The organism is Acidovorax sp. Root402 (assembly GCF_001425125.1).
Classification (GTDB): Bacteria; Pseudomonadota; Gammaproteobacteria; order Burkholderiales; family Burkholderiaceae_C; genus Acidovorax; species Acidovorax delafieldii.
In genome coordinates this window covers 18,751-40,616 of sequence record NZ_LMDQ01000017.1, presented here as the reverse complement: position 1 = coordinate 40,616, position 21,866 = coordinate 18,751, and the positions used below count along the sequence as shown (strand labels likewise).

At 67.1% G+C, this 21,866-nt stretch carries 23 protein-coding genes; 15 read left to right on the top strand and 8 right to left on the bottom strand.

The annotated features are described in order from the left end of the window. The first annotated feature begins 280 nt into the window (after positions 1 to 280). The 5 genes from ASC83_RS19730 to ASC83_RS19710 all read left to right on the top strand — a co-directional run bounded on the left by ASC83_RS19730 (position 281) and on the right by ASC83_RS19710 (position 3,465). The gene (locus ASC83_RS19730) at positions 281 to 841 is read left to right on the top strand and encodes an isochorismatase family protein (protein WP_056066686.1); all 561 of its coding nucleotides are present in this window, start codon (positions 281 to 283) and stop codon (positions 839 to 841) included. Beyond that, complete coding sequence (locus ASC83_RS19725) at positions 838 to 1,455, top strand: DJ-1/PfpI family protein (protein WP_056066684.1); 618 nt, start codon at positions 838 to 840, stop codon at positions 1,453 to 1,455. The genes ASC83_RS19730 and ASC83_RS19725 overlap by 4 nt, the downstream gene beginning before the upstream one ends. 29 nt (positions 1,456 to 1,484) lie before the next feature. Then, positions 1,485 to 2,480, top strand: a complete 996-nt coding sequence (locus ASC83_RS19720) for a GlxA family transcriptional regulator (RefSeq protein WP_056066681.1) — start codon at positions 1,485 to 1,487, stop codon at positions 2,478 to 2,480. Between the two features lie 92 nt (positions 2,481 to 2,572). Further along, on the top strand, positions 2,573 to 3,079 hold the full coding sequence (locus ASC83_RS19715) for a GAF domain-containing protein (RefSeq protein WP_056066678.1): 507 nt from the start codon (positions 2,573 to 2,575) through the stop codon (positions 3,077 to 3,079). After that, positions 3,076 to 3,465: a histidine kinase gene (locus tag ASC83_RS19710; protein WP_056066676.1), complete on the top strand. Its 390-nt coding sequence runs from the start codon at positions 3,076 to 3,078 to the stop codon at positions 3,463 to 3,465. Before ASC83_RS19715 ends, ASC83_RS19710 begins: the two co-directional genes overlap by 4 nt. A gap of 35 nt (positions 3,466 to 3,500) precedes the next feature. Here the strand turns inward: ASC83_RS19710 and ppk2 are convergent, their stop codons facing one another. Beyond that, a complete protein-coding gene (ppk2, locus tag ASC83_RS19705; RefSeq protein ID WP_056067080.1) occupies positions 3,501 to 4,415 on the bottom strand; it encodes a polyphosphate kinase 2 in 915 nt (304 codons plus the stop codon). Positions 4,416 to 4,564: 149 nt separating this feature from the next. Here ppk2 and ASC83_RS19700 point away from each other — a divergent pair, with 149 nt between their 5' ends. Beyond that, positions 4,565 to 5,605, top strand: a complete 1,041-nt coding sequence (locus tag ASC83_RS19700; RefSeq protein ID WP_056067078.1) for a transporter — start codon at positions 4,565 to 4,567, stop codon at positions 5,603 to 5,605. 96 nt (positions 5,606 to 5,701) lie between these two features. Next, on the top strand, positions 5,702 to 6,547 hold the full coding sequence (locus ASC83_RS19695) for a hypothetical protein (protein WP_056067077.1): 846 nt from the start codon (positions 5,702 to 5,704) through the stop codon (positions 6,545 to 6,547). Positions 6,548 to 6,574: 27 nt separating this feature from the next. Here the strand turns inward: ASC83_RS19695 and ASC83_RS19690 are convergent, their stop codons facing one another. Both ASC83_RS19690 and murJ read right to left on the bottom strand, forming a co-directional pair. Further along, complete coding sequence (locus ASC83_RS19690; RefSeq protein WP_056066673.1) at positions 6,575 to 7,426, bottom strand: SirB1 family protein; 852 nt, start codon at positions 7,424 to 7,426, stop codon at positions 6,575 to 6,577. A gap of 91 nt (positions 7,427 to 7,517) precedes the next feature. Beyond that, positions 7,518 to 9,077 carry a murein biosynthesis integral membrane protein MurJ gene (murJ, locus tag ASC83_RS19685; RefSeq protein WP_056066669.1) on the bottom strand — a complete coding sequence of 520 codons (1,560 nt, stop codon included), beginning with the start codon at positions 9,075 to 9,077 and terminating at the stop codon, positions 7,518 to 7,520. A gap of 275 nt (positions 9,078 to 9,352) precedes the next feature. On the opposite strand from murJ, the gene rpsT reads away from it, so the two are divergent. After that, positions 9,353 to 9,652 (top strand): 30S ribosomal protein S20, encoded by a 300-nt coding sequence (rpsT, locus tag ASC83_RS19680; RefSeq protein ID WP_056066666.1) that lies wholly within the window; start codon positions 9,353 to 9,355, stop codon positions 9,650 to 9,652. 250 nt (positions 9,653 to 9,902) lie between these two features. On the opposite strand, the gene ASC83_RS19675 is transcribed toward rpsT, so the two are convergent. Then, positions 9,903 to 10,229, bottom strand: a complete 327-nt coding sequence (locus ASC83_RS19675) for a DUF3579 domain-containing protein (protein ID WP_056066664.1) — start codon at positions 10,227 to 10,229, stop codon at positions 9,903 to 9,905. A 242-nt stretch (positions 10,230 to 10,471) separates the two neighbouring features. Here ASC83_RS19675 and ASC83_RS19670 point away from each other — a divergent pair, with 242 nt between their 5' ends. The 3 genes from ASC83_RS19670 to ASC83_RS19660 are packed head-to-tail and all read left to right on the top strand — an operon-like array spanning position 10,472 to position 13,304. Next, entirely contained in the window at positions 10,472 to 11,668 is a 1,197-nt protein-coding gene (locus tag ASC83_RS19670) for an aspartate aminotransferase family protein (RefSeq protein ID WP_056066661.1), read from the top strand. A gap of 17 nt (positions 11,669 to 11,685) precedes the next feature. Then, a complete protein-coding gene (gene argF / locus ASC83_RS19665; RefSeq protein WP_099730965.1) occupies positions 11,686 to 12,615 on the top strand; it encodes an ornithine carbamoyltransferase in 930 nt (309 codons plus the stop codon). An 8-nt stretch (positions 12,616 to 12,623) separates the two neighbouring features. Then, positions 12,624 to 13,304: a hypothetical protein gene (locus ASC83_RS19660; RefSeq protein WP_056066655.1), complete on the top strand. Its 681-nt coding sequence runs from the start codon at positions 12,624 to 12,626 to the stop codon at positions 13,302 to 13,304. Between the two features lie 325 nt (positions 13,305 to 13,629). Here the strand turns inward: ASC83_RS19660 and ASC83_RS19655 are convergent, their stop codons facing one another. From ASC83_RS19655 to ASC83_RS19640, 4 genes are all read right to left on the bottom strand, one after another. Beyond that, a complete protein-coding gene (locus ASC83_RS19655; RefSeq protein ID WP_056066652.1) occupies positions 13,630 to 15,555 on the bottom strand; it encodes a ferrous iron transporter B in 1,926 nt (641 codons plus the stop codon). After that, a complete protein-coding gene (locus ASC83_RS19650) occupies positions 15,552 to 15,881 on the bottom strand; it encodes a FeoA family protein (protein WP_056067075.1) in 330 nt (109 codons plus the stop codon). Before ASC83_RS19650 ends, ASC83_RS19655 begins: the two co-directional genes overlap by 4 nt. Before the next feature lie 134 nt (positions 15,882 to 16,015). After that, entirely contained in the window at positions 16,016 to 16,372 is a 357-nt protein-coding gene (locus tag ASC83_RS19645) for a copper-binding protein (RefSeq protein WP_235509425.1), read from the bottom strand. Between the two features lie 65 nt (positions 16,373 to 16,437). Beyond that, positions 16,438 to 18,423, bottom strand: a complete 1,986-nt coding sequence (locus ASC83_RS19640) for a S9 family peptidase (protein ID WP_162245501.1) — start codon at positions 18,421 to 18,423, stop codon at positions 16,438 to 16,440. Positions 18,424 to 18,546: 123 nt separating this feature from the next. On the opposite strand from ASC83_RS19640, the gene ASC83_RS19635 reads away from it, so the two are divergent. From ASC83_RS19635 to kynB, 4 genes are all read left to right on the top strand, one after another. Further along, the gene (locus tag ASC83_RS19635) at positions 18,547 to 19,212 is read left to right on the top strand and encodes a response regulator transcription factor (RefSeq protein WP_056067070.1); all 666 of its coding nucleotides are present in this window, start codon (positions 18,547 to 18,549) and stop codon (positions 19,210 to 19,212) included. Between the two features lie 5 nt (positions 19,213 to 19,217). Continuing rightward, complete coding sequence (locus tag ASC83_RS19630) at positions 19,218 to 20,630, top strand: HAMP domain-containing sensor histidine kinase (RefSeq protein WP_056067068.1); 1,413 nt, start codon at positions 19,218 to 19,220, stop codon at positions 20,628 to 20,630. Positions 20,631 to 20,683: 53 nt separating this feature from the next. After that, positions 20,684 to 21,022, top strand: a complete 339-nt coding sequence (locus ASC83_RS19625) for a YkgJ family cysteine cluster protein (RefSeq protein ID WP_056066646.1) — start codon at positions 20,684 to 20,686, stop codon at positions 21,020 to 21,022. Between the two features lie 123 nt (positions 21,023 to 21,145). Next, positions 21,146 to 21,802: an arylformamidase gene (gene kynB, locus ASC83_RS19620; RefSeq protein ID WP_056066643.1), complete on the top strand. Its 657-nt coding sequence runs from the start codon at positions 21,146 to 21,148 to the stop codon at positions 21,800 to 21,802. Positions 21,803 to 21,866: the final 64 nt, after the last annotated feature.

Genomic DNA, 21,866 nt, shown 5'->3' with positions numbered 1-21,866 from the left:
AACCCTAGCCACCTTAACAGCTTCCCGCATAGCTCGGATAGCGCTATGTCTTTGATAGCTTGAAAGGCAATATGTACCGTCGCATAACGCTGACCTGGCTCCAAAACACGCTTCACAGGGCAAGCGCAGCATCTGATATGGCCTGGGGCGTCAGCCAGGCCTGCCATTCGCTACAGAATGATGGCTGAAATTGATCGAATCCTGTCTCCGTCAGTTCGGACCGTCTGCCGCTGTGCAGCGAACATAAGCACATCCAAACCACTGCCTCTGTGAGCACACCATGAAAACCTGTCTGATAGTGATTGATGTCCAGGAATCGTTCCGCCACCGCCCCTTTTTCACCGAACACGACCTGCCTGCCTACCTGCAAGCGCAGAACGCGCTGATCGACGGGTGTGTCGCCCAGGGTATCCCGGTGGTGCGCGTGTTCCACAGCGACGGCCCCGAAGTCGCCGAGAACCCGTTTTCGCAGGCCTCGGGCCAGGTGCGCGCCCTGGAGGGTCTGGCCAGCTTCGACGCGGCCGCCACCTTCACCAAGTCGCGCCACAGCGCGCTGGTGGGCACGGGCCTGGACGTGTGGCTCACGCGCCATGGCATCCAGCGCCTCATCATCAGCGGCATCCGCACCGAACAGTGCTGCGAAACCACCACCCGCCACGCGTCCGACCTGGGCTGGGACGTGGACTACGTGACCGATGCCACGCTGACCTGGGACATGGTGCAGCCCGACGGCCAGGTGCTGGCGGCGGCCGACATCAAGACCCGCACCGCCACCGTGCTGCAAGGCCGCTTTGCGACCCTGTGCACCGTGCAACAGGCGCTGGACCGGGCGGCCGCATGAGCAGCGCCCAGCCTTTGCAGGTCGCCATCCTGGTGTTCGACGACGTGGAGGCCCTGGACCTGGGCGGGCCCTATGAGGTCTTCACCACCGCCAGCCGCATGCACCAGCGGCAACATCCCGGCGCGCCTGCACCGTTTGTGGTGCAGTGCGTGGCCCGCAGCCTGGACCCGGTGCGCGCCCGGGCGGGTTTGCGCGTGTTGCCCGATGCGGACTTTGCCAGCGCCACCGCGCCCGATGTGCTGATCGTGCCCGGCGGCGTGGTCGATGCCGCTGCGGCCTGCCCTGCCACCCGCGCCTGGGTCGCCCAGGCGGCAGGCCGTGCGCAGATCACGGCCTCGGTGTGCACAGGGGCCTTCATCCTGGCCGCAGCCGGTGTGCTGACCGAAGGCCCGGCCACCACCCACTGGGAGGACACCGCCGACCTGCGCACGCAGTACCCCACGCTCGACGTGCAGGAGAATGTGCGCTGGGTGGACCGGGGCGCGCTGGTCACATCAGCTGGCATCAGCGCTGGCATCGACATGAGCCTGCACCTGGTCACCCGGCTGCTGGGCACGGCGCTGTCCGAGCGCACGGCCCGCCAGATGGACACGCCCTGGAACCCCCAGCCCTGACACGCTTTTAGCCTCACCCAAAGCCATCGATGCAGAACCCGGCCTCCTCCCCCATCCACGTCTATTTCGCCCTGCTGCCGGGCAGCCTGGTGCTGGACTGGGCGGGCCCGGCCGAAGCGCTGCGCATCGCCAACCAGACCCTAGCCAAGCAAGGCCAGCCCGAGCGGTTTGTGCAGCACTTTGTGAGCCCCACGCCCGAGTCTGTCTCGTCGGTAGGTGCCGTGCTGACCCAGCTGGAGCCGCTGCCTGCCAACCTGCCCAGCCCCGCCTGGGTGGTGCTGGTGGGCCTGGCCGGGCAACACATCGCGGTGGATGGTGACGAGGCCCGCGCGCTGCTGCACTGGCTGCGCGGGCTGCGGCCCGTGGCGGGGCAGCTGGAGCTGATCACCGTGTGCGCGGGCTCGGTGCTGGCCGCCCATGCCGGCCTGCTGACGGGGCGCCGTGCCACCACCCACCACCAGCATCTGGACGAGCTGGCCGCCGTGGACCCGCGCTGCGACGTGGTGGCCAACCGCGTGTTTGTGGCCGATGGCGCCGTCTACAGCAGCGCTGGCGTGACCACGGGCATCGACTTGCTGCTGCACCGCATCTCGGACACCTGCGGCCCCGCGCTGGCCGCGCAGGTGGCGCAGGCCATGGTGGTGGCCCTGCGCCGGGGGCCCAACGACCCGGAGTTCTCGCCCTTTCTGCACCACCGCAACCACCTGCACCCGGCCCTGCACCGCGTGCAGGACGCCGTGGGCCAGCAGCCCCAGGCCGACTGGAGCGTGCCGCAGATGGCCGAGGTGGCCCACACCTCACCCCGGCATCTGACGCGGCTGTTTCTGGAACATGCGGGCATCGCCCCGCTGCAATACCTGCGCCGCATCCGCCTGGCCACGGCCGAGGCCGCGCTGCGGTCCGGCCAGAACGTGACGCAGGCAGCGCTGATGGCGGGGTTCAGCTCCGACACGCAGCTGCGCCGGGCCTGGCACCAGTTCGGGCGCGGCGGCACGCCATCACAGGGCAGTGCGCGCAGCCACTGAGGGACCAGTCCGGTGTGATGCCGCGCGATGCACGCGACACGGCCCCCGCCCATAATCAAGCCCTTTGCCGCACCACCCGCCGGGTCGCCACCATGCAAGAACCACCACGCCCCGCCAACGAGCCCGACCGCCTGCAGGCGCTGCGCCAGCTACTGATTCTGGACACGCCGCCCGAAGAGCGGTTTGACCGCCTGACGGCCTTTGCGGCGCAGGAATTCGATGTGCCCACGGCGCTGCTCTCGCTGATCGATGACGACCGCCAGTGGTTCAAGTCGCGGGTGGGTATGGACCAGTGCGAGACCTCGCGAGGCATCTCGTTCTGCGGCCACGCCATCCTGCAGGACGACATCATGGTCGTGCCCGATGTGAACCAGGACGAGCGCTTCATCGGCAACCCGCTGGTCACCGGCGAGCCCCACATCCAGTTCTATGCCGGCGCCCCGCTCAAGCTGCCGGGCGGGCAGAACGTAGGCACGCTGTGCCTGATCGATAACAAACCGCGCACCCTGGACGACATCGATCTGGCCATCCTGGGCTCGCTGCGCGACCTGGCAGTGGAAGAGCTGGTCCGGCGCCAGCAGGGAGCCTCGGCCCCATGAGTGACCACAGCCCCCAGGACATCCTGCTGATCGAACCCAGCTCGCTGACGGGCAGCATCATCGTCTCCACGGCCCGCCAGCTGAACCTGCCCGCCGTGCGGCAGGTGAACAGCGTGCGCATGGCCCAGCAGCGGCTGACACACCAGGATTTTGCGGGTGTGATCGTCTCGATCGATGAGCACCAGCAGGAGGCCGTCGCCCTGCTGGAGCAAGTGCGCAACGACACGCTGGCCGTCAGTGCCAGCGTACCGGTGGCGGTGACCACCACGCAGGTCGATGCCTCCACCGCCGTGAAAATGAAGGCCCTGCAGGTGCGACGGGTGCTGATCAAGCCCTTCAAGGTGCGGGATGTGATCGCCACCATTGCACTGCTGAAGGACGCGTAGCCTCCCTCGGCCCCGCAGGGGGCGCGCCAGATGTCTCAGTAGATCTCCGGCACGTACATGCTGGCAGGCACGGGCTGGCGCAAATACTCGGGGTTGCGCACGCGGTCGGGCAGCACCACGGGCGGGTGTGGCACCTCCTGGTAGGGCAGCTGAGACAGCAGGTGCGCAATGCAGTTCAGGCGCGCCTTTTTCTTGTCCACCGCCTGCACCACCCACCAGGGTGCTTCGGGGATGTGGGTGCGCTCCAGCATCGTTTCCTTGGCCTTGGTGTAGGCCTCCCAGCGCACGCGGCTTTCCAGATCCATGGGGCTGAGCTTCCACTGCTTGAGCGGGTCGTGAATACGGCCCAGAAAGCGCAGGTGCTGCTCTTCATCGGTGATGGAGAACCAGTATTTGACCAGCGTGATGCCCGAACGCACCAGCATCTTTTCAAACTCGGGCACGGTGCGGAAGAACTCTTCGTATTCGTCGTCGGTGCAAAAGCCCATCACCCGCTCGACGCCCGCGCGGTTGTACCAGCTGCGGTCAAACAGCACCATCTCGCCCGCCGCAGGCAGGTGCGCTACATAGCGCTGAAAGTACCACTGCGTGCGCTCTCGGTCGTTGGGTGCGGGCAGTGCCGCCACCCGGGCCACACGGGGGTTCAGGCGCTGCGTGATGCGCTTGATGACGCCCCCCTTGCCCGCCGCATCGCGCCCCTCGAACAGGATCACCACCTTCTGGCGGCTGTGCTGCACCCAGTCCTGCAGCTTGACCAACTCGCCCTGCAGGCGGAAAAGGTCCTTGAAGTACTGCTGGCGCGCCAGCTTGTCGCCAGGGCTGGGGGCGCCGATGTCATCGACCTCGCGGTCTTCGATCTCCAGTTCCAGCTCTTCGTCGTAGCTGTCGATGAGGTCGTTGGCGATGCGTTGCATCAGCTCCTGCGTGTCAAGGGCGTTGTTGTAGAACATGGGCAAGCATCCGGCGGTAGTGCAAATCAGATGCGCGATGGTGGACCGCTGCAGTGACAGCGCCATGACACTGGTGTGATCTGTCACAACGCTGTCATGCCCAGAGGCCAGCATGCGAGGCCGTGCCGCCCGCAGACCACCCCGCCGCTTTGTCAAATCCCCTCGCCCCCAACGCCAGCCTGAACTACGGCGGAGATGCCGCCGGGCTGATCTGCGGCTACCTGCTGGGTACCGACACCCCGCCGCAGGAGGTGGATTCGGCCCAGGCCGCGCAATGGCTGGCCGGCCTGCAGGCAGGCGCCGCGCCGTCAGGGCAGTTTCTGTGGCTGCACTTCAACCTGAGCCACGCGCAGGCGGTGCGCTGGATGGAGCGGCATGCCCATCTGCCGGAAGCCTTTTTTGATGCGCTCAAGGACCGCTCGGTCTCGACCCGCATCGAGCGCGACGACGACACGCTGATTGCCGTGCTCAACGACGCACACTTTGATTTTGCGTTCGAGCCTTCGGACATTGCGACCCTGTGGACCAGCGTGGCGCCGCACCTGATGGTGACCGGCCGCACGCGCCCGCTGCGGTCGGTGGACGTGCTGCGCACTGCCGTGCGCACCGGCAATGCCCCCTGCTCCAGCGTGGCGCTGCTGGCCGAGCTGATGCGCACCCAGGCCTCGGGCCTGGTGGACATCGTACGTGGCGTGACACAACGCATCGACGATGTAGAAGACGCACTGCTGGCCGGGCGCCTGGACCACAAGCGCGCGCGGCTGGGTGTGCTGCGACGCTTGCTGGTGCGACTGCAGCGGCTGCTGGCGCCCGAGCCGGCAGCGCTGTTTCGCCTGCTGCAGCACCCGCCCGCGTGGATGGGCGCCGACGATGCACAGGAGCTGCGCGATTCGACCGAGGAGTTTTCGGTGGTGCTGCGCGACATGCAGGGCCTGCAGGAGCGCATCAAACTGCTGCAGGAAGAAATCGCCGCCAGCGTGCAGGAGGCCAACAGCCGCAGCCTGTTTGTGCTGACAGTGGTGACCGTGCTGGCCTTGCCCATCAACATTCTGGCCGGCCTGTTTGGGATGAACGTGGGCGGGGTGCCGCTGGCCGACAACGGCCACGGCTTCTGGATCATCGTGGCCGTGGTGGCGGCTTTCACGGCGGTTGCGGGCTGGCTGGCCCTTCGGGGCACACGCGATCAGTAGGTGGGACCGTGCGGCAGGTGTGATCGCCCGACAGGCCCGGTGGCAAGCCCCACTACAATGCCGCCCCTTGCCCAGCTCCCCGGACCCCCTGCCACCATGAACATCGTCGTCAACGAAGAACTCAAAGCCTACATCGAACCCCTGACCCCCGACGAACACGACGCGCTGGAACGCAGCATCCTCACCGAAGGCTGCCGCGACGCACTGGTGCTGTGGGGCGATGTGCTGGTGGACGGGCACAACCGCTACGGCATCTGCCAAAAACATGGCCTGCCGTTCCAGACCGTGCAGAACCCGCGCTTTCAGACGATGGAAGACGTGCACCTGTGGATGATCGACCAGCACCTGGGCCGCCGCAGCGTGTCGGATTTCCAGCGCGGCGTGCTCGCCCTGCGCAAGCGCGAGATCATGGCCGAGCGCAAGGCCCGCGCAGCCACCTCCACAGAGACCGCCGAAGCCACCCCCACGGCTGACGTGCCCGAGGCAGCAGCCGCCCTGCCCGCCCCCGACCCTTTGAGCAGCCGCGAGGCCATTGCCAAGGCTGCGCGGCTGAGCAGCAGCCAGGTGGTGATGATCGAAAAGATCCAGAAACAGGCGGCCCCCGAGCTGGTGGCCGCTGTGAAGTCCGGCACCATCTCCATCAACGCCGCAGCCGCTGTGGCCACCCTGCCCGCCGAGGAACAGGTGGCAGCGGCCGTGGCCGGCAAGGACGAACTCAAGCAGGCGGCCAAACGCGTGCGCGAACTCAACAAGCGCAAGCCGCGCGAGGAGGCTCCGGCAGAAGGTAGCCCGGCAGACACCCCCACGGACTCCGTTCCAGCCAGCGACGAGTTGCACACACTGCGCATCCGTGTGGCGGAACTGACGGCTGAGAACACCGAGCTGCGCCGCCAGGTGGCACAGCTGCAGGCAGCGCTGCCTGCAGACAGCACGCCGTTCTAGAACTATTTTTGAGTCAGGCGCCGGACATCAGCCGTTGGCGTTGCGCAGCGCGCTCAGCCGGTCGGCGATGAGGTCGAGATCCAGCCCGTCTTCGCTGTGGGCCAGATAGGCCTCCAGGTCGGCCACCGCCTCGGCTGTGTTGCCACGCTCGGCGTGCGCCAGCCCCCGGTCGCGGCGCTCGCCCCAGGCCTCGGGCAGCAACACGATCAACCGGTCCAGCACGGCGACCAGCCGTTGCCAGTCCTGCTGGGTGCGGTGCACCTCCTTGAGGTTGCGCAGCATGCGCGCAATGATGTCGCGCGGTGTGGCGGCCTGCAGATACAGGCCGAGCGGTACGTCGTAGTCGTCCACCAGACCATTGCGGCGCTTGTAGGGCTCCAGCCGCTCGGCCAGCTCCTCGCGGCTGAGTGACTGGCCCGAGATCGGGTCCAGCACCACCTGGCCCTTGGGCAGCAGCACCTTGACCATGAAGTGCCCCGGGAACGCAATGCCCCGCGCATGCAAGCCCAGACCTTGGGCCAACTCCATCCACAGCACAGCCAGGCTGATGGGAATGCCCCGGCGCGTGCGCAGCACGGCGTTGAGGTAGCTGTTCTCTGGGTCGTAGTAGTTGTTGATGTTGCCGCCAAAACCCAGGTCGGCAAAAAAGAACTGGTTGAGCGTGCGCAGCCGCTGCAGCGCCGGCGCATCGGCAGGCAGGCGGCGCTTGATACGGGCCTGCAGCTGGTCCACATCGCCCAGCAGTTGCTGCACGTCGAACTCGGGGTATTCATCCTGCGCGAGGCTGGCGGCGGCTTCGAGCAGCGGAAAGTGGTCGTCGCTCTGCACCAGCGATGCAAAGTACTCCAGCGAGGTGGGCACGGAAAGGCTCAAGGACATGGCAGCTTTGTACGGGGCCGTCGCCATGGCGTCAAGCCACAGAAGAGCGGGCTTTGCGGGGTATTTCGGGGTCCAGGCCTGCCGCAGATATTCAGCGGCGCAGCAGCTGGCGCAGCTTCAGGCCGGCCGCCCACAGGGCGCCAAAGTACAGCACTGCGGCTGCAGCCATCATCGCGGCCAGCAGGCCGATGCGCTGCAGGCGCTGCGCCTTCATTTCCACCCAGTCGAAATGCTGGGCACCCCACGCCAGCAGCACTGCCAGCAAGGCGCTGGCCGCCACCACCTGCAAGGCAAACCGCCCCCATCCGGGCAAGGGCCGGTAGCTGCCGCGCCGCAGCAGCCCCACCAGCAGCCAGGTAGCGTTGATGACCGCCCCCACGCCAATCGACAGCGTCAGCGCCGCATGCTGCAAATAGGGCACCAGCACAAAGTTCATCATCTGCGTGAGCACCAGCACCGCCACGGCAATCAGCATGGGCGTGCGCATGTCGTGCTTGGCAAAGTAGCCCGACGCCAACACCTTGATGGCCACGATGCCCACGATGCCAACCCCGTAGCCCGCCAGGGCCAGCGTGGTCTGCTGCACGTCCCGGTCGGCAAAGGCGCCGTAGTGGTAGAGCACGGCCACCAGGGGCTTGGCAAACACCAGCAGCGCCACCATGCAGGGCACCGACAGCACCACCACCAGCCGCAGCCCCCAGTCGAGCATGGCCGAATAGCGTTCGTCGTCCTGCTTGGCGCGGGCACTGGCCAGCTGCGGCATCAGCACCACGCCCAGCGCCACGCCCAGCAAGGCGGTGGGCAGCTCCATCAGGCGGTCGGCATAGGTGATCCAGCTCACGCTGCCAGTGGCCAGGTGCGAGGCAATCTGCGTATTGATGAGCAGCGAAACCTGCGCCACGCTCACCCCCAGCAAGGCGGGCAGCATCAGGCGCGCCACCTTGCGGGTGGTCGGGTCCGCCCACGCCGCGCGGATGGCGGACCAGCGCACGCCAATGCGGGGCAGCAGCCCCAGGCGCAGCAGCGCAGGCACCTGGATGCCCAGTTGCAGCAGGCCACCCAGCATCACGCCCGCCGCCTGCGCGTAGATAGGCTCGATGCCATAGCGCGCAAACAAGGGCGCGCCCAGCGTGATGGACAGGATGAGCGCAATGTTGAGCAACACCGGCGAGGCTGCAGGCACCGCAAACTTCTTCCACGTGTTGAGAATGCCCCCCGCCAGCGCCACCAGCGACATGAAGCCGATGTAGGGGAACATCCAGCGGGTCATCGTGACTGCGGCGTCAAACCCCTGGGGCTGGAGCCCACTGGCCATGGCCCACACCATCCAGGGCGCACCCAGCACGCCCGCGATGCACAGCAGCACCAGCGTCCAGGCCAGCAAGGTGCCCACGTGGTCGATCAGCGCCCGGGCGCCCCCGTCGCCGTCCTCGGCCCGGGTGGCAGCCAGCACCGGCACAAAAGCCTGGCTGAAAGCGCCCTCGCCCAGCACCCGGCGGAACAGGTTGGGAATGCGGAACGCCACATTGAAGGCGTCCGTCATGGCACTGACCCCGAACACGGAGGCCATGAGCAACTCGCGCACCAGCCCGGTGATGCGGGAGACGAGGGTCAAGAGGGAGACGGTGGAGGCGGCTTTGAACAGTGACACCGCGGGGAGTGTATTCCCCCTGCGCCGCTTCGCGCCTTGGTACAGCTGCCACAGGCGGCAGCTTTTTCAGACCGTCCAAGCCTGCACAGGCAGGCACGAAGCCGTGCCCCTCAGCCGTCAAGGGCGATGCACATGTCGCGCTGACAGCGCCAGGTGCCACCGGTGCGGTGGCGATGGCGTTCCGCCGGTTCGGGCACAGGTATGGATACAGGAACTGCTCTGGGCTATAATCGCGGGCTTTGCTGGCATCATCCACAGACCCAAGGAACTAAACAATGGCATCCGCAAAACCCAAGAAGAAGAACCCGCGCCTGGCGTCGGGCCGCAAGCGCGTCCGTCAGGACGTCAAGATCAACGCTGCTAACACCTCGCTGCGTTCCAAATACCGTACCGCTGTCAAGAACGTCGAAAAGGCTGTTCTGGCTGGCGACAAGACCAAGGCGACCGAACTGTTCGCCAAGATGCAAGCCGTGGTGGACACCGTGGCTGACAAGGGCATCTTCCACAAGAACAAGGCTGCTCGCGACAAGAGCCGTCTGTCTGCCAAGGTGAAAGCCCTGGCAACGGCCGCCTGACCCACTTCAGGCAAACAGCCCGAACGGCACCTGCCGTTCGCCGTTTGTAACGGGTGCGCTGCCAGCAAAAAATCGAACAAACCGCCTTCGGGCGGTTTTTTCGTTGGGAGTTCAGAATTGCGCCGAGCGACCTGAAGTGCATCAAAGGGTGGATGGGGAGTGCCCGCTGGCTGCCGGGCGGGCATGCCCCTGCGCAGTGACGCCTCGGGCCCGACGCGGCAGGCAGCGCCGGAAGCCGGGCTGTGGCCAGTCAGGGCTTGGCGGGAGGAGGCGGGTCGGGCAGCAGGCAGGCCTCGGCCACCTGCAGGTTGTTGTCGCGGGCGAAATTGATCACGAAGTCCCAGGCCATGGGCTCGTGCCCCTGCAGGTCGCGGTGTACGACCACACATTTTACGCCGTTGAGCGTGGTGGGAATGCACCAGGGCGAATAGCTCAGATGGCTGCCTGGCCGGGCTCCACCGGGTCGAAAGCTGCTCATCACCCCGGCCAGCCGCTCGGCCCAGTCGCTGGGACGAAAGGTTTTCCCGTCATGGGTGATGCCCTGGATGAAGACTTCTTTGGAGGAGGGGGAAACCATCGGGGATTGGAGTGGTAGTGAGGGCACATACGCAGGATCACTGCATGTTGCACCGCAACGCGACATTCTAACTCTTATATAAGAGCTAGCTCCCTAATCCCTCCGGCGCGCTACACATAGGCACCCCAAAGAGGGTAAGGGCCCGGCATTGCAGTGATGCGCAATCGTCAACAGACCGCACCCCTGCTCCCCCTAGAATCGTGACTCGCTTTTTCGCCACCGTACCGTCTGGAGATTTCCGCATGACCGCTTCCATCCCGGCAGCTTCGCCCCACGTGATGAACACCTATGGCCGCGTACCCATCGCGCTGGCCCGTGGGCAAGGCAGCCGCGTGTGGGACGTGAACGGCAAGGAATACCTGGACGGCCTGGGCGGCATTGCCGTGAACACGCTGGGCCACAACCATGCCAAGCTGGTGCCCGCGCTGCAGGACCAGATCACCAAGCTGATCCACACCTCCAACTACTACCACTCCCCCCTGCAGGAGCAGCTGGCCGCGAAGCTGGTGGAGCTGTCGGGCATGACCAACGTCTTCTTCTGCAACTCGGGCCTGGAGGCCAACGAGGCGGCCCTGAAGATTGCCCGCAAGTTCGGCGTGGACAAGGGCATCGCCAAGCCCGAGATCGTGGTTTACGAAAAGGCCTTCCACGGCCGTTCGATTGCCACCATGTCGGCCACCGGCAACCCCAAGATCTACAGCGGCTTCGGCCCGCTGGTCGAGGGTTTTGTGCGCGTGCCGCTCAACGACATCGAAGCCATCAAGCAGGCCACCGAAGGCAACCCCAACGTGGTCGCCGTGTTCTTCGAAACCATCCAGGGCGAAGGCGGCATCAACCCCATGCGTGTGGAATACCTGCAGCAGCTGCGCAAGCTCTGCGACGAGCGCGGTTGGCTCATGATGATCGACGAAGTGCAGTGCGGCATGGGCCGCACCGGCAAGTGGTTTGCCCACCAGTGGGCTGGCATCGTGCCCGACGTGATGCCGCTGGCCAAGGGCCTGGGCTCGGGCGTGCCGATTGGCGCGGTGGTGGCCGGCCCCAAGGCTGCCAACGTGCTGCAGCCCGGCAACCACGGCACCACCTTTGGCGGCAACCCGCTGGCCATGCGCGCCGGGGTCGAAACCATTCGCATCATGGAAGAAGACGGCCTGCTGCAAAATGCCACCACGGTGGGTGAGCACCTCAAGGCGGCACTGCAGCGCGAGCTGGGCGGCCTGCCCGGTGTGAAGGAGATCCGGGGCCAGGGCCTGATGCTGGGCATCGAGCTGAACAAGCCCTGCGGCGCCCTGATCGGCCGTGCGGCCGAGGCAGGCCTCTTGCTGTCGGTGACGGCCGACAGCGTGATCCGCCTGGTGCCGCCGCTGATCCTCACCACCGCCGAAGCCGACGAAATCGTCGCCAAGCTGACCCCGCTGGTCAAAGCCATCCTGGCTGAATGAAGAATAGCCCCACTGCCATGACGACGCTGAAACATTACCTGCAGTTCACTGACCTCTCCGCCGACGAATACGCCTACCTGTTCGAGCGCGCCGCGCTCATCAAGAAGAAGTTCAAGGCCTACGAAAAGCACCACCCGCTGGTGGACCGCACGCTGGCCATGATCTTCGAGAAGGCCAGCACCCGTACGCGCGTGAGCTTTGAGGCGGGCATGTACCAGCTCGGCGGCAGTGTGGTGCACCTGACCACGGGCGACAGCCAGCTGGGCCGCGCCGAACCGATCGAGGACAGCGCCAAGGTCATCAGCCGCATGACCGATCTGGTGATGATCCGCACGTATGAGCAGGCCAAGATCGAGCGTTTTGCCGCCAACTCGCGTGTGCCAGTCATCAACGGCCTGACCAACGAATACCACCCCTGCCAGATCCTGGCGGACATCTTCACCTACATCGAGCACCGGGGCTCCATCCAAGGCAAGACGGTGGCCTGGGTGGGCGACGGCAACAACATGGCCAACACCTGGCTGCAGGCGGCGTCGCTGCTGGGCTTCAAGGTGCATGTGAGCACCCCGCGCGGCTACGAAGTGGACGAGAAATTGGCCGCTGGCGCCGGTGGAATCAGCGCTGACAGCTATCAATTCTTCAGCAACCCCATGGAAGCTTGCCGGGGCGCCGACCTGGTCACCACCGATGTGTGGACCAGCATGGGCTACGAAGCCGAGAACGAAGCGCGCAAGAAGGCCTTTGCCGACTGGTGCGTGGACACCGAAATGATGGCTGCGGCCCAGCCCGACGCCCTCTTCATGCACTGCCTGCCCGCGCACCGGGGCGAGGAGGTCGAGGCGGATGTGATCGACGGGCCGCAGTCGGTGGTGTGGGATGAGGCAGAGAACCGCATGCACGTACAAAAAGCACTGATGGAATATCTGCTTCTGGGCAAACTGGCCTAAAAGCCCCCATGCCCTGGCGCCGCCAGCCCGCGCACAGCGCCGAACTGCTGGCCCACTGGAACGCACTGGGCCAATCGCTGGGGCGCGACACGCCCGCCTGGCGGGCCGAGGGCCGGCGCCTGCTGCGCAGTTGGGCCCGCTGGCCCCGCGCCTACCACGACACCACCCACCTGCGGGCCTGCCTGCGGCACCTCCAGGCGGTGCAAGACCAGCAGCCCGGAGCGCTTCACACCCCCCATGCTGTGGCCCTCGCCCTGTGGTACCACGACGCCATCTACTGGCCGTGGAGTGGGCACAACGAGGCGCGCAGCGCCGACTGGGCGCGACAGTTCCTGCTAGGCCAAGGGCTGCCCACCACGCTGGCTGAAACCGTGCATCAGCATGTGATGGACACCCGCCACACCCCGGGCGCGCTCACCGGCGATGCGCTGTGGGTGGTGGACATCGACCTCGCCATCCTGGGCCAGAGTGACGCGGTGTACCGACAGTTCGAACGCAACGTGCGGCGTGAATACTTCTTTGTGCGCTGGCCGCGTTATGTGGCGGGGCGCAGCGCAGTGCTGCGAGGCTTTCTGGACCGCCCGCACATCTACGGCACGGACTACTTTGCGCAGCGCTATGAGGCACAGGCGCGCGTCAACCTGCAACAGGCGCTGATCGCGCTGGGCCAGGGCCAGCTGTACCAGTAGTTAATTGGAGCCAAAACGGCCTGTAGCGCTAGTGAATCATGCGCCAGAAGCTATACAAAAGATAGCAATCACTGAGAAGCAGACCCGCGACGAACAGGCATGGCCACGGGCTTTTCAGCACCTGTATCGGATTGCGCCGCGCAACTGCCGCAGCTGCTGCACCCACCATCGCCTCCCCCACAGCCCGGCGACTGGACGAGCCCCGGGTGGACCTTGCCCAACCCCCGGCGCCAGCGCCCGGGCAAATACCGCCAGAGCACATAGAGCGCTGCGGCAAGGACGATCAGACCGACGATGAGTTGCTGGACCATCACAACGTTTCCCCTCAGCCGCCGCCCAGCGCCAGCGCCACGCGGTAGGTCACAAAGCTGGCCGCATACGCCATGGCAAACAGGTACCCCACCATGAGCAGCGGGTAACGCCAGCCGTTGGTCTCGCGCCGCACGGCGGCGATGGTGGAGATGCACTGGGGCGCAAACACATACCAGGCCATCAGCGACAGCGCGGTAGCCAGCGACCACGAGCCCGCAATCAACGACCCCAGCTGGCTGGCCACCTCGTCGCCCGTGGCGGACAGCGCGTACACCGTGCCCAGCGCACTCACCGCCACCTCGCGGGCCGCCATGCCGGGCACCAGCGCAATGGCAATCTGCCAGTTGAAGCCAATGGGCGCGACGATGACCTCGAGCAGGCGGCCCAGCTGGCCGGCCAGGCTGTAGGTGATGGCAGGCTGTGTGGCGCCTTCCGGCGCACCGGGGTAGGTGGACAGGAACCACAACAACACCGTGACGGCCAGGATGATGCCGCCCACCCGCTTGATGAAAATCACCGCCCGCTCGTACAGGCCGTAGGCCAGGCCCCGCACGCTGGGCCAGCGGTACGCGGGCAGCTCCATCATCAGCGGCGTGGCCCGTGTATCGCTGCGGGCCAGCTTGGCCACCGCCGCCACGGCCATGGCGCTGACGATGCCCGCCACATACAGGGCGAACAGCACCACACCCTGCAGGTTGAACACCCCCGCCCCCGTGCGCTCGGGGATGAAGGCAGCGATCAGCAGCGCATACACCGGCAGGCGCGCCGAGCAGGTCATGAGCGGCGCGATCATGATGGTCACCAGCCGGTCGCGCCAGTGGGTGATGGAGCGCGTGGCCATCACGCCCGGCACGGCACACGCAAAACTCGACAGCAGCGGAATGAACGAGCGGCCCGACAGGCCCACCGTGCCCATCACGCGGTCCAGCAAGAACGCCGCACGCGGCAGATAGCCCGAGTCCTCCAGCGCCAGGATGAACAGGAACAAGAACAGGATCTGCGGCAAAAACACCAGCACCCCACCCGCGCCCGCCAGCACCCCGTCGGTCAGCAGGCTGCGCAAGGGGCCGTCGGCCATGTGGGCGTTGACCAGGGCCGCCAGCCAGCCCACGCCATCTTCAATCCATGACTTGGGAAGCTCGGCCCAGCTGAACACCGCCTGGAACATCAGGAACAGCGTGGCGGCCAGGATCAGCAGGCCCCACACCGGGTGCAGCACCACTGCATCGATGCGGTCGTCAGTCCGCAGGCTGACCACCGGCACGCGCACAGCCCGGTCCAGAATGCGCCGCACCTCCTGGTGGGTGCGGATCACGTCGTTCTGCGCCTCCAGGTCGCTCGCATCCAGGCGCGCCGCCGCATCGGGCGCCACCACCGGGCGCTGCAGCTGCTGCAGGTTGGCGCCATCCAGCCACTGCACCAGCTCCTGGGCGCCGTTGCCGCGCACGCCCACGGTGGCCAGCACAGGCATGCCCAGCTCGCGCGACAACGCCTCGCGGTCGATGGCGATGCCCTGGCGCTCGGCCACGTCCATCATGTTGAGCACCAGCACCATGGGCAGGCCCAGGGCGCGCGCCTCCAGCACCAGGCGCAGGTTCAGGCGCAGGTGGGTGGCGTCGGTCACGCAGACCAGCACATCGGGCACGGGCTCACCCGCGCGGCGCCCGCGCACGATGTCGCGGGTGATGGCCTCGTCCACGCTGTGTGCATGCAGGCTGTAGGCACCCGGCAGGTCCAGCACGCGCACGCGGCGGCCGGCGGCGGTCTGCAGCAGGCCTTCCTTGCGCTCCACCGTCACGCCCGCGTAGTTGGCCACCTTCTGGCGTGCGCCGGTGAGCAGGTTGAACAGCGCGGTCTTGCCGCAGTTGGGATTGCCCAGCAGCGCCACGCGCAGGGGCGCATCGGCGGCGGTAGGCTGCACAGTAGCCTGGGCGTTCATGCCAGCTCCTTGGCAGACAGGCTGGTGTCATCCAGCGGCTGCACCTGCACCATCGAGGCCTCCTGGCGGCGCAGCGCAAACGTGGCCTGCCCGACGCGCACCGCGATGGGGTCGCCGCCCCAGCCGCCGCGCGCGACCACCTGCACGGTTTCACCGGGCAGGAAGCCAATCTCCAGCAAGCGCAGCAGCATGCTGTGCTCTTGCGCGTCCTGTGCGGGCAACAGGCCCGTGACACGGCCCGAGGCACGGCGCGGCAATTGGTCCAGCCGCGAGGACAGGTTCTGCTGCGTAGGAAGATGCAACCGCGCCGCAGCGCCATCGTCCATGGTTTTCATGGTGACTGGCCTCGATACAAATAATAGTGATTCTCATTCTACCAATATCTGTATCGTGCTGGTTGCCGTCTCACTCTCTCCTTGACGCAGCGCAAGCCGCAGTCCCCGCCGCCCTGCCCGGGTGGTCAGTCACATCGCTCAAACCGCTTGCACTCCGCAGTAGCCCGGATGGATGTGAGCGTGTTTTCGCCGTCGATGTGCCGGGCAGTGAACTGCACCCAGGCCCCCTGCGGAATGCCGTGCAGCAAGGCAGGGTTGACCACCCGGAAGGTCTGTGTGGTGAACGGCAGCTTGGCGCGGGGCAGCAGCTTGAGCCGCACATGCGTGGTGTGGCCGCCCGCATCCGCCTCCACAGACACCAGCCGCGCCCGGGTGTAGACCAGCGGCGCCGCAGGCGCTGCATCTTCTGCGGCGACCGAGGCCGCACTCGCAGGGGCCACCGGCTGAGCACCTGTCGCACCAAACACTGCGGCCAGGGCCATCGCGGCGACCAGACTGCCGCCGCGCAACCCCCTGCGTACAACCAACGAAGCGACAGCCTGCCCCATCAGAACGCCCATGCACCCAGCTGGTAGTAGTCAAAACCGCTGGTCCGCCCCCCCAGGCATTGGGCGAGGAAGTCCTCGGTCTTGCGGTACATGGTGAGGTTGTTGGGCCAGCGCTGGTTGCCATGGCCATCCCCGGTGAAGGTGACGTAATCCACCGGCTTGCCCGCCTTGCGCAGGGCCGCCACCATCCATTCGGACTGCTCCAGCTTCACGCGCGGGTCGTTCACGCCGTGCATGATGAGGATGGGCTTTTGCGCATGCTCAGCCCGGTAGAGGGGCGACTTCGCGTCCATGCGCGCGCGGTCTTCCGGCACGGCCGGGTTGCCCACATAGCGGTGCCACCAGGGCAGGCCCAGCTCCCAATAGGGCGGAGCAGCTTCCAGCAGGCGTGCGATGTCCGTCACGCCCACCACATCCACGGCGCACGCAAAGACTTCGGGCGTGAAGGTGGCGCCTACCAGGGCCGAATAGCCGCCGTAGCTGGCGCCATAGATTGCCACGCGCTGCGGGTCGGCCACGCCGCGCTCCACCGCCCAGCGCACACCGTCCACCAGGTCGTCGTGCATGCGCCCTGCGAACTCGCCACGGGCCTTTTCCATGTGGTTGCGGCCATAGCCGCTGGAGCCCCGGTAGTTGACCTGCAGCACCGCATAGCCCCGGTTGGCCAGAAACTGCTGCATGGCACGGCTGGTGGCGCCATCGCCCCAGCGGTCACGCGCCCAGGGGCCGCCGTGCACCAGCAGCACGGTGGGCAAACGTTGCGGCGCCGCCCCCACGGGCAGCGTGAGGTAGCCGTGGATGGTGAGACCATCGCGCGCGGTGTAGGTGATGGGCGCGGTGGGGGCCAGGTCCTTGGCAATCAGGCTCAGCCGGTTCTCGCCCAGAAAGCGGGGTTCGTGCCCATCGCGCAGCAGGTAGGTGCGCGTGCCACGGTCGGTGGCCACCGCCACGGTGAGCACCTTGTCCGTCTGGTCCAGGCTGGTCACCAGCACCTCTGCGGGCTTGTCACCGGCCAGCGCGGACAGCCGGGCATCGAGCGCGGGGTCGAACACCTTGCGCGCCGGGTAGCCCGGCATGAAGTGCACCAGCAGCGGCTCGCGGGTGCGGCGGCTCAGCGTCACGCTGTCCAGATCCACGTCGGGCGAGGCAAACCGCTCTTCCTCGGAGCCCGTGGTCAGGTCCAGCCGCACCAGCGCCAGCTTGTCGCGCCCCCGGTTCGACAAGGCCCAGGCCTTGCGCCCCTCATCGTGCAGGCCAAAGATGTTCAGCGTGTCCCACCGGCTGCGCTCTGCCACCGTCACCCAGCTGCCCGGCTCGGCGCCAGGTCGCTCCAGCAGCACCTGGTCGCCCTTGATCTGTGCCCGGGCGCGCAGCTGGCCCGTGGTGTCCACACCCCACCAGCCCACGTTGCCGGGGTTGGTGGCCATCAGCACCGGTGGCCCGCCTGCAGGGTTCACGCGGTACAGGTCAAACACCTTTTTGTCGCGCTGGTTGGAGGTGACGATGAAGTCGGACGAAGCATCGACCGCCTCCGCAAAATGCGCCACCGAACGCGGTGCAGGCATCAGCTCGCGCAAGTCGGTCCCGGGGCCCTCGACCGGGCCCGCATAGATGCGGGTGTTTTCATCGCCCGTGGGGTCGGCCGTGATGCCGAGCCAGCGGCTGTCGGCACTGAAGCGGATGGCGCGCGCACGGATACGAAACGCCTTGGCGTCGCCACCATCGATGGACTGCACCCAGATTGCGGGCACCACGCCGTCGGTGCCAAACCAGGCGATGCGCTTTCCATCCGGCGACACGCGATACCCCCCGGTGGACTGCCGGCTGGCCACAAAGTCGCGCACGGGCACCAGGTCGGGCAATTGCGCCCCAGCCAGCGAAGGGTGCGTAGGCCCGGAGGCACAGCCCACCAAGGCCAGTGCAGCAGCAAGCGCTGCGCTGCCCCACCATCGCCGCACCATCGCCTGTTCGGTTGTCGATGCCATCGTTTTCTCCCCCATGTGTTGAGCCATTGAATGCGCCCATTGTGCAAAGTCCCGCCTTAAGGCCAGCCAAAGGTGGCGGCTGCGGCACTGCGCAACGGCCACCACTCCCGCCACAATCGCCCCATGCACATCCTGCTCATCGAAGACGACCTAGACCTGGGCCGCGCGCTGCAGTCCGCGCTGAAGGTGGAGGGGCTGACCAGCGAGTGGCTGCGCCGCGCGGTGGATGCGCCCGCCACGGTGGACGCCACAACGGTGGACTGTGTGCTGCTGGACCTCACACTGCCCGACGGCAGTGGCTTTGACCTGCTGGCGCGCTGGCGCAACCAGAGCGGACACAGCGGACAGGTGCCCGTCATCGTGATCACGGCGCGCTCGGCCGTGGAGGACCGGCTGGCGGGCCTGGACGGCGGGGCGGACGACTTTGTGATCAAGCCCTTTGCCACGGCCGAGCTGATGTCGCGCATCCGCGCCGTGCTGCGCCGCAGCGCGCGCCAGGCCAGCGAGCGCTGGGTGCTGGGCGAGCTGGTGATCGAGCCCCGGCGTCATGCCGTGCAGCGCGCCGGGCTTCCGCTGGAGCTGTCGCCGCGCGAGTTTCAGCTGCTGCTGGAACTGGCGCGCGAGCCCGGCGTGGTGGTGTCCAAAAGCGTGTTGTCGCAGCGGCTGGACCCGCTGGGCGAGCCCATGGACTTTGCCGCCATCGAAGTGCATGTGTCCAACCTGCGGCGCAAGATCGGGGCAGAGCTGATCCGAACCGTGCGTGGCGTGGGCTACCTGTTGCAAGCATGACCACGATGAAGCACGCGTTGCGCAGCGCATGGGCCTGGCTGGCCGAACCCACGCTGATGCGCCGCAGCGTGGCCTCGGTGCTGGTGGCGTTTGTGGTGGTGTGGGCGGTGCTGCTGGGCTACAACTTCGTCAACTACAAACACACCATCACCCGCGACCCGGGCCTGATGAAGTACGGCGACGCGGTGTTGGACTCGCTGGCCCAGGTTATCGATCCTGCACACGCCGCCGCGGCTGTGGCGGCCACCGACCACTGGACCAACGTCCGCCGCCGCCAGATCGGGCTGCTGCCCGGGGTGCAGATGCACGAGCTGCTCGATGCGGCATCGGGCCAGCGTGTATTTGCCTCGCCGGGGCTGCAGAACGTGGCCTTGCCGCCCGCCACGCCCCGCGCAGAGCCATTCATAGAGGAAGCCGCCCTGCAGGGCCGGTCGTTTCGCGTCTACACCGGTCGCAATGCGCGCTGGGTACTGCGGGTGTTCGAGACCAAGCGCACGGACTCCAACTTCCTGCAGTACAACGGCCGCGCCCTGCTGCCCTACCTGCTGCTGGCGTCACCCTTTGTGCTGCTGGCGGTGTGGCTCTCGGTACGCCACGGGCTGCGGCCGCTGCAGCAACTGGCCAGCCGCATTGCGCAGCGCGGGCAGGACGACCTCCAATCGGTGGGCTTCAACGCCCGCCACGGCGAACTCAAGCCCCTGGAGCAGTCGCTGGACCACCTCTTCGCCCAGCTGCGGCACAAGGTGGAGCGCGAGCGCGCCTTTGTGCAGGACGCCGCGCACGAGATCCGCACGCCGCTGGCCGTCATCACGGCCCAGGCCCACGTGATGGCCCGCTCGCCCATCGAAGAGGAACGCATGCAGGCCCAGGCGCACCTGGAGCAGGCCATCGCCCGCACCTCGCACCTGGCCCAGCAACTGCTGGACCTGGCCGCGCTGGACGACGCACAGCGCCCCGCACCGCGCGACCTGGACGTGGCGCAATGGCTGCGCGGCGCGCTGGCGCAGGCTGCGCCGCAGGCCATGGCGCGGCAGATCGAGCTGTCGCTGGACGCGCCCGACACCTTGCCCGCGCGGCTCGACCAGCCTGCGTTCGAATCCATCGCCCACAACCTCATCGACAACGCGCTGCGCTACACGCCCGATGGTGGCAACGTGGCAGTGACGCTGCGGCGTGGGGGTGCGGCGCTGCACCTATCGGTGCAGGACGACGGGCCCGGCATCCCGGCCACAGAGCAGCAGCGGGTGTTCGAGCGCTTCTACCGGGGCACGGGCCATGCCGCCAACGGCTCAGGTCTGGGCCTGGCCATCGTGCGGCAGGCGGTGCTGCGCATGGGCGGGCAGGTGCAGATGGGAGCGGGCCTGAACGGCCGGGGCGTGGGCTTTTTCGTTAGCATTGCCCTCCCGCACAGCGCCTGACGGCCCCGCCGCAGACCCACCGCCCGCCCCGAACGTCCGACGACGCGACCACGATGACCACCGCCGCTTCCACCCACCCGTGCCTGAGCTGCGGCGCCTGCTGCGCCAGCTTTCGCGTGGACTTTGCCGTGTACGAGATGCAGGCAATGGGCGGCACGGTGCCCGACGGTCTGGCCCGGGATGTGAACGGCAGCACCTGCCGCATGCGGGGCACGGAGCAGGTGCCCATCCGCTGCGTTGCGCTCACCGGCCAGGTGGGCCAGCAGGTGGCCTGCAGCATCTACGAACTGCGCCCCGCGCCCTGCCGCGAGTTCTCGGCGGGCGACTACGCCTGCCAGAAGGCGCGTGCGCGGCACGGGCTGGCGCCACTGGCGGAAGGCGCCATCTTGTGAGGTGACACGCTCCAGCAGCCGGGCTACTGCCGCATCAAAATAGTTTAGGCTTCAACAAAAATTCGATGGGGTGTTGGAAATAACCGACACCACGGGTTTTTCGGGACATGCAAACTTTGTCCCATGTCAACGCCTTCCTCCCCCACCGCCCGCCGGCTCTGGGACATCTCGCCGCCCGTGTTTGCGGGCAGCCCCGTGTTCCCCGGCGACACGGCCTACAGCCAGCAGTGGTGCGCCACCATCGGCCCGGGCTGCCCGGTCAACGTGAGCGCGATCACCATGTCGCCCCATGTGGGCGCGCACGCCGATGCGCCGCTGCACTATGACGCGCAAGGCGCCACCATCGGTGACGTGTCGCTCGATGCGTTTCTGGGCCCCTGCCGCGTGATCCACGCCATCGGCTGCGGCCCGCTCGTCACCTGGGAACACATTGCCCACGCGGTGAACAGCCCCCTGCCCCAGCGCGTGTTGGTGCGCACCTACGAACACATGCCCGTGGACCGCTGGGACGGCCAGCTGGCCGCCTATGCGCCCGGCACCATCGAGCGCCTGGCCGACCTGGGCGTGTTGCTGGTGGGCATCGACACCGCCAGCATCGACCCGGCCGACAGCAAAACACTGGAGAGCCACCAGGTCATCCGCCGCCGGGGCCTGCGCGTGCTCGAAAACCTGGTGCTCGACGCCGTGCCCGAGGGCGACTACGAACTCATTGCCCTGCCGCTCAAGCTGACCACGGCCGACGCATCGCCCGTGCGGGCCGTGCTGCGGGCGCTGGAATAGCGCAACACGCAGAATTTCAAGCATTTTTGGCTCGAAGCGCTAATAGAACATGCGCCAGCAGCTA

Excerpts from the sequence above, each read along its gene's own strand:
- kynB (WP_056066643.1), top strand. The coding sequence starts at position 21,146 with ATGTCAACGCCTTCCTCCCCCACCGCCCGCCGGCTCTGGGACATCTCG.
- ASC83_RS19660 (WP_056066655.1), top strand. The coding sequence starts at position 12,624 with ATGCCCTGGCGCCGCCAGCCCGCGCACAGCGCCGAACTGCTGGCCCAC.
- rpsT (WP_056066666.1), top strand. The coding sequence starts at position 9,353 with ATGGCATCCGCAAAACCCAAGAAGAAGAACCCGCGCCTGGCGTCGGGC.
- ASC83_RS19720 (WP_056066681.1), top strand. The coding sequence starts at position 1,485 with ATGCAGAACCCGGCCTCCTCCCCCATCCACGTCTATTTCGCCCTGCTG.
- ASC83_RS19690 (WP_056066673.1), bottom strand. The coding sequence starts at position 7,426 with ATGTCCTTGAGCCTTTCCGTGCCCACCTCGCTGGAGTACTTTGCATCG.
- ASC83_RS19630 (WP_056067068.1), top strand. The coding sequence starts at position 19,218 with ATGAAGCACGCGTTGCGCAGCGCATGGGCCTGGCTGGCCGAACCCACG.
- ppk2 (WP_056067080.1), bottom strand. The coding sequence starts at position 4,415 with ATGTTCTACAACAACGCCCTTGACACGCAGGAGCTGATGCAACGCATC.
- ASC83_RS19640 (WP_162245501.1), bottom strand. The coding sequence starts at position 18,423 with ATGGCATCGACAACCGAACAGGCGATGGTGCGGCGATGGTGGGGCAGC.
- argF (WP_099730965.1), top strand. The coding sequence starts at position 11,686 with ATGACGACGCTGAAACATTACCTGCAGTTCACTGACCTCTCCGCCGAC.
- ASC83_RS19715 (WP_056066678.1), top strand. The coding sequence starts at position 2,573 with ATGCAAGAACCACCACGCCCCGCCAACGAGCCCGACCGCCTGCAGGCG.
- ASC83_RS19645 (WP_235509425.1), bottom strand. The coding sequence starts at position 16,372 with ATGGCCCTGGCCGCAGTGTTTGGTGCGACAGGTGCTCAGCCGGTGGCC.
- ASC83_RS19725 (WP_056066684.1), top strand. The coding sequence starts at position 838 with ATGAGCAGCGCCCAGCCTTTGCAGGTCGCCATCCTGGTGTTCGACGAC.
- ASC83_RS19670 (WP_056066661.1), top strand. The coding sequence starts at position 10,472 with ATGACCGCTTCCATCCCGGCAGCTTCGCCCCACGTGATGAACACCTAT.
- ASC83_RS19655 (WP_056066652.1), bottom strand. The coding sequence starts at position 15,555 with ATGAACGCCCAGGCTACTGTGCAGCCTACCGCCGCCGATGCGCCCCTG.
- ASC83_RS19635 (WP_056067070.1), top strand. The coding sequence starts at position 18,547 with ATGCACATCCTGCTCATCGAAGACGACCTAGACCTGGGCCGCGCGCTG.
- ASC83_RS19675 (WP_056066664.1), bottom strand. The coding sequence starts at position 10,229 with ATGGTTTCCCCCTCCTCCAAAGAAGTCTTCATCCAGGGCATCACCCAT.
- ASC83_RS19625 (WP_056066646.1), top strand. The coding sequence starts at position 20,684 with ATGACCACCGCCGCTTCCACCCACCCGTGCCTGAGCTGCGGCGCCTGC.
- ASC83_RS19695 (WP_056067077.1), top strand. The coding sequence starts at position 5,702 with ATGAACATCGTCGTCAACGAAGAACTCAAAGCCTACATCGAACCCCTG.
- ASC83_RS19650 (WP_056067075.1), bottom strand. The coding sequence starts at position 15,881 with ATGGACGATGGCGCTGCGGCGCGGTTGCATCTTCCTACGCAGCAGAAC.
- ASC83_RS19730 (WP_056066686.1), top strand. The coding sequence starts at position 281 with ATGAAAACCTGTCTGATAGTGATTGATGTCCAGGAATCGTTCCGCCAC.
- ASC83_RS19710 (WP_056066676.1), top strand. The coding sequence starts at position 3,076 with ATGAGTGACCACAGCCCCCAGGACATCCTGCTGATCGAACCCAGCTCG.